Consider the following 12894-nt stretch of genomic DNA (forward strand, 5'->3'; position numbering starts at 1 on the left):
GTAACTGGGAGTTGAAAGACTTGCATCAGACGGCTGATCGGGCTGGTGCAATTATGTCCATGCCTGGAATCGCTGAGTAGTCCGTTGCAGTGATAGCATCTATTCTCCGCAGGAATACTATGGAGCAACGATGGACCGCATGCGCCTCATGGAAACCTTCGTGCGGGTCGTGGAAACCGGAAATTTTTCCGCCGTCGCGCGCGAGGCGCGCACCACCCAGTCCGCCGTCAGCAAACAGGTACAGGCGCTCGAAGCCCTGCTCGGGGTGCGATTGCTCGTGCGCTCGTCGCGCAGCCATTCGCTCACCGAAGCCGGCCAGTTGTATTACGAACGCTGCCGACAAGTTCTCGACACGCTCGAGGAAGCGCGCATCGAAGTGCATCGCGCCGAGCACGAAATCGGCGGCGTCCTGCGCGTCGCCGCCCCTGTCGCCTTCGGCCGCCTGCACATCGTGCCGCGCCTGCAGGCCTTCTACGACCGCTACCCCAAGATCAAGGTCAACCTGCAGCTCGACGACGGCTTCGTCGACCTGGTCGCGGCCGGCATCGACGTCACCTTCCGCGTCGGCGAACTGAAGGACAGCCGCCTGATCGCCCGCCGCATCGGAACCGCCCACCGCGCCACCCTCGCCTCACCGGCCTACCTCGAAAAGCACGGCGAACCACAGCATCCCGACGAACTGCTGCAGCACAACTGCCTCGTCTATACCGGCCTCGCGAACATCAACGAGTGGATCTATCTCGACGCCGCTGACAAACTGCACATGGTCCGCGTCGACGGCAACTTCCAGTCCAACAGCTCGGAAGCGATCCGGCAGGCGGTCTGCGAAGGGCTCGGCATCAGCTATTCGCCCGTCTGGACCGTCGGCGACGACCTCCGCGTCGGCCGCGTCAAATCCATCCTCACCCGCTTCCGCCCGCCTCCCCTGCCCCTGAACGTCGTCTTCCAGCCTGCCCGCCGGCCCTCACTGAAGATCAACAGCTTCGTAAATTACTTTTCGGATGCGTTCAGCCGGGATCCGGATATTGCGCAGATGCTGACGGCGAACGCGTGATGCGCAGGGGGATCGGAGCATGCACGCGTGGCGGGGGCAAAACCACTACGCGAACGCCAAACCATCACTCTTTCGCGTAGGCGCCGACACCGACGAGATAGCGTCCCACCCGTTTGACGTAAGAAGTCTTCATCGCCGTCTTTTGGGTGACCGGATTCCGCCAGAGATAGTCGACCTCTGCAATATCCTCGTCCTTGCTCCGGCGCATCATTTCCTGGACGAACAATTTACCGTCAGGGTCGCGCAGATCCCTGGAATATTTCCCGATCAGCCGCGGCTGTGCCCCGTGGGCATACATGTTCATGTCGTCCACACCGATGACGAAGACGTAGAGATCGTCCTGGACGAAACCTCCGTTGAGATCGTTGAAACTGCGTATCGCAGCCTGCTGGTCCTGGTTGATTTCATGCACAGCCCGCCAAAGCATTGCCTTGGCCTGTTCCGCCGATGCGTACGGGACGTAGTAGCCGACGGCAATGATGCTGTCGCCTACGGACTGGTAATAGACCACTTTCTGCTCCGCCTTGCCATGCTGGCGGTTAAGCCAGCGGTATTTCACGGTGCCCGATCCGTTGGCTTTCGCTCCGTCCAGTATTTCGCGGACGAATGGCTTGCCTTCGGGATCCTTCAGATCGCTGATATTCCTGCCCACCAGGTTAATCGACGGCCCCCCGCTCGCCTTCATGACGCCATCCGAACCCAGCACATAGACGTACAGGTCCCCGGTGACGAATTCGCCGGCACGACTGAACGCGGCCAATGCGGCTTCACCGTCCGTGCGGTAACGTGCGGCGGCGCGATCAAGGAGCGCCCTCGCCGCGGCGCTGTCGGCGGCCTCGGCTGCGGCGATCGACTCGGCGGCGCCGGCTGACGCGGTGGCGATCGCCGCGCCTGAAAAGATGATGCAAGCGGCGATTTGCGAAAATGTCGATCTCATTCTGGCTGTCTCCCTAAAAACCAGGGGTAATGGTAGCAAGGAGTGTGGCCAGCGGGTTCGTACCCGTGATGAGCCCGTTCTCCCGAGACAATCAATCCATTCAGTTCCGGTTCAGGCATGGGGGCGTAGCGTGCTGGCATGAACTGACCGCCAGGAGAAAATCCGATGCGCCCGAATGCCTTCGCACCTGCTGTTGCCATCGTAATTGCGCTCGTCACCGTGACCATGCCGGCAGGTGCCGCGGCGCTGCGGGACCCGCTCGCCAACGAGCTCACTCGTCAGGAAGGGGGAGACCTGCGCTGGCGGGTCGAACCTGCCGTGCGTCACGGCATCGACGACATCCGTCTGGCTATCGATTCGCGCATCGCCGCGCGCGGAGACTCCGGTCTGACGCGTGAGACGTTTGGCGAACTGGGCGTCGCCATCGACGACCGCGTCACCCGGCTGGTCTCGTGCTGCATCAAGCCGGGACCCGCCGGCCGCCACCTGCACATGCTGCTCGCCGAAATGGTCGATGGCACGGATCTGATGAAGCGCGCCACGACCGTCGACGGCCGGCGCCTGGGCTTGCTCAAGGTGATCCAGGCCCTGAACCTTTACGGGACGCTTTTCATCCATCCGGACTGGCGTGCGCTGGATGAGTCGATCGATGTATCCGCGCGCTGAGTGACACTTGCGGGCCGCTGCACGGAGGGTTCGTGCACGGGGTCAATGTGGGCCGATGTCGGCCGGTGTGCGGAACGAATCCGGTACATTCTTCGATCATCATTTGGCTCGGGGCCGGTCTAAGAAATCAATCGAGCACGGCCCCTTTCAGAACGTGCGAACCCACACCGTCACTTCAACGCGAATTGCACTTTCTTCTCCTGCCGCCTATGGGTAAACGAGGTGGGCACACGCCGGCCTCCTCACCCCGGAGGGGCCTTGCCACCATTAAGGAGAAGCACCATGCAGATTCCACGCCTCCACTCTGTTGCCAGGCAAATCCGGAAGCAGCTCTCCGCCATCTGCCTGGCGGCGGCCTGCGCAGCCTTGCCGGTCGCCGCCCAGGCTGGTCCGTTTTCCGACATGTACGTCTTCGGCGACAGCCTGTCGGATACCGGCAACCTTCAAGCCATGACCACCCACTTGTTCGCCCTGCAATTGTTCCCGTTTCCCTACCCGACGAATCCCGGGACGCCGTATTACCAAGGGCGATTCTCCGACGGTCCGCTCTGGGTGGAGGATTTAGCGGGACAGATGGGCCTGCCATCGAGCAGCGTGGCGCCCTCGGGCTTCTCACTCGGCGCCGCGTTTGGCGGTTTCTTCGTGACGGCCGCGGGTGGCAACAACTTCGCCGTCGCCGGCGCGCGGACTTCGACCTTGGGGTTCTTCGAACCCCTCGGCCTGCCCATTCCCGCCGGAGTCCAGACCCAGGTCGATGTGTTCCTGGGGCTGAACGGGGGGAACGCCCCCGACGGCGGGACACTTTACGTGGTGCTCGCGGGCGGCAACAACATCCGCGATGCAGCGTATCTTCTGCCGAACAAGTTCTTGCGCGACGCCGCGATCGCCAACGCTGCAGCAAGCTACGCCCAAGCCGTTGGGAGGCTGGCCGATGCAGGGGCAAGGACCATCCTGGTGGGCAACGTACTGGACATGGGCAAGATTCCTGAAGCGATCCAGTTCGGCAAGAGTGGCGAAGCCACCGCCGCATCGCATGTCTTCAACGCCACCCTGACGCCGCTGCTGAGCCGGCTCGAAGCGGATAAGGGCATCCGGGTGATTCGGCTCGACGTGTATAAGCTCTTCCAGGCGGTACACAAAGACGCGACCCTGCATGATGGCCGCGACTTCGGCTTGACCAACGCCACCGTGCCCTGCTTTGCCGGATTTGCCGGTTCGCCCGGTGCCGACTGCAGCGTTTCGATGTTCGCCGACGACATCCATCCCACCACTGCGGCCCACCGCATCCTCGCGCGCGCGGCGGCGGCCTGCCGCGACGGGAATGGCGCTTTCCTTGCTCAGCCGACCGCAAGCGACGGGACCAGCCACGACTTCAGCCGCTACTGCCTGACCCGACAGTCCCCCTGAGCCGGCACTCTTCCTCCGGCGCCCTACGGCGGCGCCATCCCGGGGCCTCCCCGCACTTGCCGCGGTGGCTCGCCCCGCGGTCGCGGTCCTGATTTGGTGCAATCAGCTCGCAGAGGCGCAAACGCCTATACCATATGAAAATTCACGTTGTCATATGGAGAGTGTATGTTTGAAGATCTCGAATACGTGGGTTTCTGGCCTCGCCTCGGAGCGTCGGTCATCGACAGCATGCTCCTATTGGTCGTCCTGATTCCGATAATGTTGATCTTCGGTGATTCGCACAACAGCTTCGCGCTACCGCCCGCCGTCGATGCGCTTGTCTCGTACATTCTGCCGGCGTTAGCAGTGATCTGGTTCTGGTCCGCGAAACGAGCCACGCCAGGCAAGATGGCGATCAAGGCACAGATTCTTGACGCCAAAACGGGCGAAGCCCCGACGACGATGCAACTAGTGATCCGTTACGTCGGCTACTTCGTCTCGGCACTCCCGTTGTGTCTCGGTTACATCTGGGTTGTCTTCGATGACCGCCGGCAAGGGTGGCACGACAAGATGGCCGGAACGGTCGTAGTGCGGCCCGTCCGGCACGGACCTGTTGCGGTTTCGTTTCAGCGCACCGAGCGAGCCGAGCCGCGGTGAACGACCGCATTATCCAAAAATCAATTCGAGCACGACCCCTTTAGCTCATTAGATTCCGGTATTGAGACTGTTTTCCCTATCATCCGAGACCTTTGCACCGCCAATCATCACCTTACTGATCCCAAAACGCCCATCTGCAACAACGTCAATTCCGTATGGTGTCTTAATTCTGCCATACAAGCACGCAACTGATCTAAACGTCTTGGCAACAAGCATCGAGGCAAGGATATGGGGTTTTGGCCCCATAGGAAGGATGTTTATATGGTGTCTATCGACATAAGGCCACGTAAGTTCAACCAACCCTCGGTAGGCGCCCGACAGGCTTAGAAGTGGCAACTCGATAACCGCAGAAGAGCGCCGCGTTAAGCATTCGTTGCTATCACGGCTTACAAGAACATACCTGTCATAGGACGCGGGACTCGCAAGGAAACAAAACACCTTGTCGGGTTGCAACCGCTCTAGCGCGCCTAAACCGGCCACTGGAGAAAATCCAAGCCCAAGGATAGCGACAGAACTGCTTCGAGAGGCAGACAGTCCCTCCATTCCCATTAGTGGTGCAATGCTCTCCAAAACGATCTCCTCGAGTGCCCTCCTATAGTTTTCAGGATAGACTCCCGCGGAGTATACAAAATCGATCTCAATCTCCCCACCCGAACTGACGAGTTCGCACGCCAGTGAAAGAGCATATCCGTACCACTCTCGATACATTGATGAGTAGTCAATTAGCAATTTCGCCTTTTGACCTCTCGAGAAACACTCGGATACGCTTTCAAATATCACATTGCAAAGTATTTGTACGAAGTTTGAGCCGGCAATAACGGGATCGGAGCCGGTTTTTGCTCGGAAAATATCATCGTTTATTCGTCGAGATTCCTTGATGACCTCATCTTCAAAGCCAAGGACGAGGCACTTCTTGATACGCGAAAAATCAAGCGCTTCCGCGCATTGACTGCAGCGCTGCTCATACCCGGAAGCGAAAATTGCGAGATCATAGTTAGTGGAAACTATGTCCTCTAAAATTTGATCCTTGACGAAAATTTCCGGAAAGAAGGGTTTCATGTGTTACAGCAGATCCATCTGATATGAACAGTGCAGTTCAGGTGCCATCTTTCCTTTCTTCAACGCGGCAAGTAGAGGAACCGGTTTTCCCTTGCGAGGCAAAAGACCGTATTTTGGCGCCAACCGAAATGCCATATCGAACTCGCTACTTCCTCGTTCTGGAAGTGAATCTGGCTGAGTGAATGACGCCTTTGGAAACATTAGTCCTAGGCCTACTGCGTGCCTAATTAACTCCCACAATTCATCGGTTACGTCGTTAGGCGTCTTAATTGCGTAATAATAATCTGTAGTGAGCTGTTGATCGTAGAACCTAGAATGAAAGTACTCCATAAGGTTCTTAATGAAGGCATGAAGTTCCCCTCCGATTCCTTCTTCGGTGGCGGCATTCTGAAGAATGTCACCAGAAAAACTAATCGCGCATTGTGACTGAATGGTCTGATTCACTAGACGTTTTGCGTCAAGGACGTTATCAGCACCCCGTCGGAGGGTCAGTTCGTTGAACAGCCGAATTAGCTGACGCGGATTGGCATCGCTACACAACGCGAATAACTTTGGTCCGCTGTATAACTGATGCTTCTTGTGCCCTCCACTGCGGTCTGCATAATCTCGGAGAAGGAGCATTCCATGCATCTTCCTGGAAATTTGATCCTTAAACGCTTTTGGAGATAGTCGTTGGGCTCGCTCGATTGTCGCTCGATTACCGAATTTCTTGAGCAAGAGCATCATCGAGGAGTCTTGTTGCCAACTTGATGGCTTTTCATCGAAAAGCGGCGACTCATTTCCCAGTAATTTTGTCAAGCTAAATTCTTCTGCCCGACTCTCCTCTACGAACGCTACTTTTCTCGACAAAACGTCGTTGGCCCAATCAGTCCAGCCTCGCCGATCCGTGCGCCGAATGCTCGGATCGTTATCTAGATAGACGTAGTCGAAGTCGTTGCCCGCGGTTATGGGTTGCGACGTTCGTGTTCTAAGCGTGTGATGGAAGTACGGCATCGTCGATAGCTTAAATGCTAAAGTACTCTTCCCTCTGAGAAATGTGTTAATTAGCTCATGGTGGCTTTCGTCGAGAAACTCGAGTTCATCCAGAGCGAGCGCCCAAATCGCATCATCAGGAAAATCAATTACCCGCTTCAGAATTTGTATGCCGCGATTAATGGGGCCAAATAGCTCGGAGTCAAACACTCCGCCCGTTGGCTTTTCAGGACCACAGCGTATTGGGGTAGTTGCGGATAGCGCGTTTACCTGAGCTTCCCATTCAACATCCTCAAGGACAGTCCTCAATCCCCGAAGGTTGTCGACGGCTCTTCCGTTGGGCACCCAGGATTGGCGCAACATATCCGCGATATCTCTTTCCTTAAAAATTCGTTCCTGAGTCGGGCAATATGACCTGAGACAGCTTTCCACTGTACTGATGAAACCTGCGCAGCACGACAGGTTTAATCGCCACTGGAATGAACGCAAGCTGTCATCTAGTGAATACCACGGCTTGTTCTTTAGAGTTCCAATCCAGTCGGCGCGCATAGGAACAAAAGTTCCAATAAACTTTCGTCCGGCAACAAGTGCGGAGATCGTTGGATCATCAAACCGGCTGAAATGATCGTGCGCGAGCATCTTCAAAACAGCAGTCTTTCCCGATCCGCGGGCGCCCAAAACAACGTGATTCTTGCCGTTCACTAAGCGCCAGAAAGAGTCCGACGGAACGAATGTGCGGACGACCTCTTCGATCGATTGCGTTCGTGCGTTGTTGACCTCAAAGAGATTCCTGAGGCTACTCTCGTTCATACGATACTTCCTCTGCGAAAGTACGCCGAAAAATGCGGTTCATCAACCCAAGTGACGTCAAGATTCTCCGACCTGGCGATGTCTTCGATGGCCTTTCGCGCCGTCTCCGTGGATACATAGCGTAATTGCTTACTTTCGGGGACTTGATCCAGACAGAAAATCTGCCCAGAAGCCGACATCGCTCTAATTGGCTGTTGCAGTACAGCAACAAGTTCGCGCCAGTTAAGCGGCCCCCCAAAACCAATCAGATGATCTACTACTGTGTAGACCTTTTTGTTCTCTGTCCACCCAAGCGGATGCACATAGGCCCAGTTTCGCAATTCACCGAAAATTCTGCCCGTTTCACCCGAACGCCCTTCAATGGTGAGAAGATGAAACTGGTTTTGAACTCCCCCTCCGTACCCGTTCAAACTCGCGCAAAAGCTGCCTGCACCGAGCACCAATATCGGGTGGTCCGATGCAACGAGTTCTGTTTGAAATCTCGGATAGTGTTTGTGACCGTGAAGTACAATATCAAATTCGAGTTGCCGCACTACTTCAAGCAACCGATCCCCATTTTGGCAAGTCGAAAAGTCTCTCGCTTCATCTCCCAGGTTGCCGTGCGGGATCAGATGATGATGGAGGATAAGGCATCGGATCTCTTCCTCTTCGCTGCGAGGAGGAACATTTTCACGCAACCATTCGATGGTTTCGTGTCGAATGAAGCCGTGGTGATTTTCTTCCGCAGGGCGGTCATGGGCAGCCGAATTCACCGCTGCGAACAATGCCCCTCCATGTCGCCAGTAGCCCGCATAAGGAAGATCGAAGAGTTGCCCGGTGAATGAGCTTGCGGAACCGCTTCGAGTGCGCTTGATGAACAGATTTTCGGTTGCAGTGATTGGGTCATAGCGTTGGCGCCACCTGAGGTCTTGGGTAGCTCCCCCAGCTGTGCTGCCGGCAAGATTTAGAACTGCCCAGTCGACGTCATGGTTTCCCGGCACGTACATGACTTTGTCATCTGTGACGTTGAGGATGTTCGCAACCCTCGACATGACGGTTGACGCATGGATAAATTCGTCCGGCTGCGCCTTGCATGAAAGGTCTCCCGCGATCACGAGATAGTCTGCCGTGATCTTCTTCGCCTGCACAAACTTCTCAAATTGAAGGATGAATTTTTCATCCCTCGCGCTGATACCGTTGACTCCCGGCGGCAGGAGGTCTTGGCTTCGAGCCAGGGGCCCGATGTGGATGTCGCTGATTACAGCGATATGGCTCGTTGTCATCGCTTGGCTAGACTATATTTGTTGCGATCATCTCGCTTTCGATTCTCCTGTGCTGCGCGAACCCCGCGACGTTTCTCCTAACGCGAATCTGCTTTATGTTCCAAGAGCGACTAATCTCTCGGGCCTCATCGCAGTCTTCGTAGCTGAGAACGAAATGTCCGCCGCGCACATGGATTAGATTTAGGGCACTTTCTAGTCTGACAAGGTCATCTTCGCAAAATGTTTTCGGCCCATATTGGTTCGTGCGGCGGCGTCCTTCGACCCAGTACGGCGGGTCCAAATAGACAAAATCGCCGGCCTTAACCTGCTCAATTGTGCCAAGAAAGTCTGAGCACACTAGTTCTACTGATTCCAGTCGTTTGGAAGTGGAGATTAATTCTTCCAAAGATGGTAGTTTTCCAGAGCGATCACCACCAAAAGGGACGTTAAAACGTCCCAATCGATTAGTGCGGTATAGACCATTAAAACAGTAGCGTGTCAGGTAGATAAATCTTGCCGCACGTTGAATCGCCGTTAGTTCTTCTGGAATTTTTGCGCGCAGTTGGTAGAAAAATTCTGGACCGTAACTATATGAGGACAGCTCTTCGTGAATAGCTTGAGGGTATGACCGAACTTGCAGAAAGCACTCAACCAGCTCAGCATTAATATCCCCTAGTAGGCCCGCTCTTGGGTTTAAGTGAAAGAACAAACACGCTGACCCCATAAATGGTTCAACGTACCTTTCAAACGATTGATTCCAGTATTCTTGGAGGACCGGGATGAGCTTACGCTTGCTCCCTGCCCAACGAAGGAATGGGCGAGCGGGAGCATCCTTCATAGGTTCGGCCTCAATCGGGGATGCCTTTGTGTCGTGGCTGGGGGCCAACTGTTAATCCTAGAAATTTGTCGTTAAGTCCATCATGAACGAGCGCGTCTCATTCACGTAGGGTAAATGACGCGGAGTTTAGTCGATTCTGGCAATTTCCGCCGCAGAGCAAGTCGTGGGGGGCGTGCGGTCGCCTCTAAGTTACGTAGGGTAGATCACGCCCCATCGCGGCCAAGCCGCTGTTGCTGCGCCCAGCCCTGCGAATCGCGACGGTTCGGGCGCACACCCAAACCCGCTCTCCCCGCCACTCCCCACTCCTGCTTTCGCAGAAATTTCCCTTGACAACCCGCAGCCCGTGACATTAAATAAACCAAGTTGATTTATTAATAAGCACCGCCAATGAGCGGGGTGGAAGGAGACAAGCATGGCAACTGTTCCCATTGGGCGCGGCCGCAACTCCGTACGGCTGCGCCGCTACAACGAACGCCTGCTGCTGCAGGTGCTGCGCCGTTCCGGGGAGGCCTCGAAGGCCGACCTCGCGCGCAGCACCCACCTCACCAGCACCGCCATCGGCAGCATCATCCAGTCCCTCGAGGAGAGCGGCCTGATCGTCTACACCGGTCGCCGCACCGAGGGGCAGCGCGGCCAGCCGGCGACGCTGATCGACCTGAACCCGAAAGGCGCGTTCGGTATCGGTGTGCGACTCGACCGCGACACGATCGAGACGGCGCTGCTCGACTTCGGCGGTCAGATCCTCGCGCGCCGGGTGCATGACCGCATCCTGCCCTCCCCCGACGAGACGCTGAAGCTGGTGCTCGACGACATCGAGGAAGTGCTCAAGGTCCTCACCGCCGAGGAGCGTGAGCGGCTCGCCGGCATCGGCGTCGCCCAGCCGTTCAACCTGGGTGCGTGGCTGAAGGAACTGGATCTCGCCAACCCGGACTTCCGTGCGTGGGACGACGTCGATTTCGCGTTCGAACTCGGCGAGGCGACCGGGCTGCCGGTGTTCAGCGAGAACGACGGCAACGCGGCGGCGATCGCGGAGCTGTTCTACGGCTGCGGGCGCGAGTTCGACGACTTCATCTACCTGTTCATGGGGCCGGTAATCGGCTGCGGCGTGGCGCTCAATGGCGACTGCCTGCGCGGCGTGACCGGCAACGCTGGCGACATCGCGGTGATGCCGGTGCCACCGAGCCGCCTGCCGTCGGCGCAGGCGCCCACCGGAAAGTGGGACCTGCTGCTGTCGCGGGCGTCGCTCAATGCGCTGGCACGCCATCTACGGTATTGCGGCGCTGACGTGACAAGCCACGCGGATCTCGAGCGTCACATCCGCGCCCACCATCCGGCCGTCGAGGAATGGGTCGAGGACTGCATCGACGCGCTGGCCCCGGCCGTGCGCGCCGCGCTGTGCATGCTGGACGTGCCGCTGGTGGTGTTCGACGCCGATGTCGATGGCGGGCTGATCGACCTGCTGCAGCGCCGCCTTGCGCAGGCGCTGTCCGACAACGCGCCCGAGGCGCGGGGTGCGCCGGACCTAATGCGCGGCTCCTTCGGCTCCGATGCCGGTGCGGTGGGCGCTGCGAGCCTGCCGATGTTCTTCAGCTTCTCTCCGCGCGCCGAGATCCTCGGCAGCGTGACCCGTTCGATGGAGGAAATGCGCGATGCCGACTGACCTCGCTACTGACAACACTCGCCGCCCCGTGCTCGAGATGCGCGGCATCTCCAAGACCTTCCCCGGGGTGCGGGCGCTGCGCGACGTGTCGCTGACGCTCTACCCCGGCGAGGTGCATTCGCTGATGGGCGAGAACGGCGCCGGCAAGTCGACGCTGATGAAGATCCTCTCCGGCGCCTACCAGGCGGATGCCGGCGGCGAAATCCGCATCGACGGCCAGGCGGTGGTGATCGACGGGCCGCTGTCGGCGAAGGCGCTGGGCGTCGCGGTGATCTATCAGGAGCTGACGCTGTGCGCGAGCCTGAGCGTTGCCGAGAACATCTATCTCGGACGCGAGTTGAGTCGCGGCGGTCGTATCGACCGGCAGGCGATGGAAGCCGCCTGTGCCGGCATCCTGGAAAGGCTCGGTGCGTCCTTCGGGCCGCGCACCGTCGTCAGCGACCTGTCGATCGCGGAGCGCCAGTTGGTCGAAATCGCCCGTGCGATCCATGCCGACGCGCGCATTCTGGTGATGGACGAGCCGACGACGCCGCTGTCGTCGCGGGAGACCGATCGCCTGTTCGAACTGATCCGCCAGTTGCGCGCCGACGGCCTCGCCATTGTGTATGTGAGCCACCGCATGGCGGAAATCTACGAGCTGTCGGACCGCGTGTCGGTGCTGCGCGACGGCAGCTACGTCGGCACGCTGGATCGCGCCGACCTGTCGGCCGAGTCGCTGGTGCAGATGATGGTGGGACGCGATCTGTCGGGTTTCTACAAGAAGGATCACGGCGCCTACGAACCGGGCCAGGTCGTGATGGCGGTACGCGACATGCGCGACGGCAAGCGCGTGCGCGGCTGCGGTTTCGACCTGCATGCCGGCGAGGTGCTGGGCATTGCGGGACTGGTGGGCGCGGGCCGCACCGAACTCGCGCGCCTGATCTTCGGCGCCGACGAGCGCACCGGCGGCGAGCTGGTCGTCGATGGCGTGCCGGTGCGGCTACGCACCCCGCTGGATGCGATCCGCGCGGGTGTCGTGTATCTGACCGAAGACCGCAAGGGGCGCGGCCTCTTCCTCGACATGAGCGTGCGCGACAACATCAACGTCTGTGCCTGCTCGGACGACGCCCGCACCGGCGGCGTGCTGAACCTGGCGAAGGCGCGTGACCGGGCCGCCGCGGCGATCCGCGATCTGGCGATCCGCGTGCCGAACTCGCGCGTGAATGTCGGTGCGCTCTCGGGCGGCAACCAGCAGAAGGTGCTGCTGTCGCGCCTGCTGGAGATCAAGCCGCGCGTGCTGATCCTCGACGAGCCGACGCGCGGCGTCGATATCGGCGCGAAGTCGGAGATCTACCGGATCATCAACGACCTCGCGAAGCGCGGCGTCGGCGTGATCGTGATCTCGAGCGAACTGCCCGAGATCGTCGGCACCGCCGACCGCGTGCTGGTGATGCGCGAAGGCGAACTGGTCGGCGAACTCGGCGGCCATTCGGGCGCCCCGATCACGCAGGAAGCGATCATCGAACTGGCCACCGGCGCCAACCCCCAGACCCTGCCGCGGGCCGCCTGAACGGCGCGCCCCCACACAAGAGCAGGAGAAACCCCATGGAGAAGACAATGAGCAACGCCCCCGCC

The 12894-nt window shown here is 58.7% G+C and carries 11 protein-coding genes; 6 read left to right on the top strand and 5 right to left on the bottom strand.

Annotated elements, in window-relative coordinates:
* The first annotated feature begins 130 nt into the window (after positions 1 to 130).
* Complete coding sequence (locus GPA25_RS14365; RefSeq protein WP_169261098.1) at positions 131 to 1054, top strand: LysR family transcriptional regulator; 924 nt, start codon at positions 131 to 133, stop codon at positions 1052 to 1054.
* 64 nt (positions 1055 to 1118) lie between these two features.
* Here the strand turns inward: GPA25_RS14365 and GPA25_RS14370 are convergent, their stop codons facing one another.
* Positions 1119 to 1991 (bottom strand): cache domain-containing protein, encoded by an 873-nt coding sequence (locus tag GPA25_RS14370; RefSeq protein ID WP_169261099.1) that lies wholly within the window; start codon positions 1989 to 1991, stop codon positions 1119 to 1121.
* Between the two features lie 165 nt (positions 1992 to 2156).
* Between GPA25_RS14370 and GPA25_RS14375 the strand changes: the two genes are divergently transcribed.
* From GPA25_RS14375 to GPA25_RS14385, 3 genes are all read left to right on the top strand, one after another.
* The gene (locus GPA25_RS14375) at positions 2157 to 2657 is read left to right on the top strand and encodes a hypothetical protein (protein ID WP_169261100.1); all 501 of its coding nucleotides are present in this window, start codon (positions 2157 to 2159) and stop codon (positions 2655 to 2657) included.
* 282 nt (positions 2658 to 2939) lie between these two features.
* Positions 2940 to 4064 (top strand): SGNH/GDSL hydrolase family protein, encoded by a 1125-nt coding sequence (locus GPA25_RS14380; protein ID WP_169261101.1) that lies wholly within the window; start codon positions 2940 to 2942, stop codon positions 4062 to 4064.
* 165 nt (positions 4065 to 4229) lie between these two features.
* Entirely contained in the window at positions 4230 to 4700 is a 471-nt protein-coding gene (locus tag GPA25_RS14385; RefSeq protein WP_169261102.1) for an RDD family protein, read from the top strand.
* Between the two features lie 48 nt (positions 4701 to 4748).
* Here the strand turns inward: GPA25_RS14385 and GPA25_RS14390 are convergent, their stop codons facing one another.
* The 4 genes from GPA25_RS14390 to GPA25_RS14405 are packed head-to-tail and all read right to left on the bottom strand — an operon-like array spanning position 4749 to position 9620.
* The gene (locus tag GPA25_RS14390) at positions 4749 to 5759 is read right to left on the bottom strand and encodes a hypothetical protein (protein WP_169261103.1); all 1011 of its coding nucleotides are present in this window, start codon (positions 5757 to 5759) and stop codon (positions 4749 to 4751) included.
* A 3-nt stretch (positions 5760 to 5762) separates the two neighbouring features.
* Complete coding sequence (locus GPA25_RS14395) at positions 5763 to 7541, bottom strand: ORC-CDC6 family AAA ATPase (RefSeq protein ID WP_169261104.1); 1779 nt, start codon at positions 7539 to 7541, stop codon at positions 5763 to 5765.
* Positions 7538 to 8803: a metallophosphoesterase family protein gene (locus GPA25_RS14400; RefSeq protein ID WP_169261105.1), complete on the bottom strand. Its 1266-nt coding sequence runs from the start codon at positions 8801 to 8803 to the stop codon at positions 7538 to 7540. The genes GPA25_RS14395 and GPA25_RS14400 overlap by 4 nt, the downstream gene beginning before the upstream one ends.
* Positions 8804 to 8810: 7 nt before the next feature.
* On the bottom strand, positions 8811 to 9620 hold the full coding sequence (locus GPA25_RS14405) for a DNA adenine methylase (protein WP_169261106.1): 810 nt from the start codon (positions 9618 to 9620) through the stop codon (positions 8811 to 8813).
* 412 nt (positions 9621 to 10032) lie between these two features.
* Here GPA25_RS14405 and GPA25_RS14410 point away from each other — a divergent pair, with 412 nt between their 5' ends.
* Positions 10033 to 11280 (top strand): ROK family transcriptional regulator, encoded by a 1248-nt coding sequence (locus tag GPA25_RS14410; RefSeq protein ID WP_169261107.1) that lies wholly within the window; start codon positions 10033 to 10035, stop codon positions 11278 to 11280.
* The gene (locus tag GPA25_RS14415; RefSeq protein WP_169261108.1) at positions 11270 to 12829 is read left to right on the top strand and encodes a sugar ABC transporter ATP-binding protein; all 1560 of its coding nucleotides are present in this window, start codon (positions 11270 to 11272) and stop codon (positions 12827 to 12829) included. The genes GPA25_RS14410 and GPA25_RS14415 overlap by 11 nt, the downstream gene beginning before the upstream one ends.
* Positions 12830 to 12894: the final 65 nt, after the last annotated feature.

The sequence above is a fragment of the Aromatoleum diolicum genome (assembly GCF_012910955.1).
GTDB lineage: Bacteria > Pseudomonadota > Gammaproteobacteria > Burkholderiales > Rhodocyclaceae > Aromatoleum > Aromatoleum diolicum.

Excerpts from the sequence above, each read along its gene's own strand:
- GPA25_RS14365 (WP_169261098.1), top strand. The coding sequence starts at position 131 with ATGGACCGCATGCGCCTCATGGAAACCTTCGTGCGGGTCGTGGAAACC.
- GPA25_RS14370 (WP_169261099.1), bottom strand. The coding sequence starts at position 1,991 with ATGAGATCGACATTTTCGCAAATCGCCGCTTGCATCATCTTTTCAGGC.
- GPA25_RS14375 (WP_169261100.1), top strand. The coding sequence starts at position 2,157 with ATGCGCCCGAATGCCTTCGCACCTGCTGTTGCCATCGTAATTGCGCTC.
- GPA25_RS14380 (WP_169261101.1), top strand. The coding sequence starts at position 2,940 with ATGCAGATTCCACGCCTCCACTCTGTTGCCAGGCAAATCCGGAAGCAG.
- GPA25_RS14385 (WP_169261102.1), top strand. The coding sequence starts at position 4,230 with ATGTTTGAAGATCTCGAATACGTGGGTTTCTGGCCTCGCCTCGGAGCG.
- GPA25_RS14390 (WP_169261103.1), bottom strand. The coding sequence starts at position 5,759 with ATGAAACCCTTCTTTCCGGAAATTTTCGTCAAGGATCAAATTTTAGAG.
- GPA25_RS14395 (WP_169261104.1), bottom strand. The coding sequence starts at position 7,541 with ATGAACGAGAGTAGCCTCAGGAATCTCTTTGAGGTCAACAACGCACGA.
- GPA25_RS14400 (WP_169261105.1), bottom strand. The coding sequence starts at position 8,803 with ATGACAACGAGCCATATCGCTGTAATCAGCGACATCCACATCGGGCCC.
- GPA25_RS14405 (WP_169261106.1), bottom strand. The coding sequence starts at position 9,620 with ATGAAGGATGCTCCCGCTCGCCCATTCCTTCGTTGGGCAGGGAGCAAG.
- GPA25_RS14410 (WP_169261107.1), top strand. The coding sequence starts at position 10,033 with ATGGCAACTGTTCCCATTGGGCGCGGCCGCAACTCCGTACGGCTGCGC.
- GPA25_RS14415 (WP_169261108.1), top strand. The coding sequence starts at position 11,270 with ATGCCGACTGACCTCGCTACTGACAACACTCGCCGCCCCGTGCTCGAG.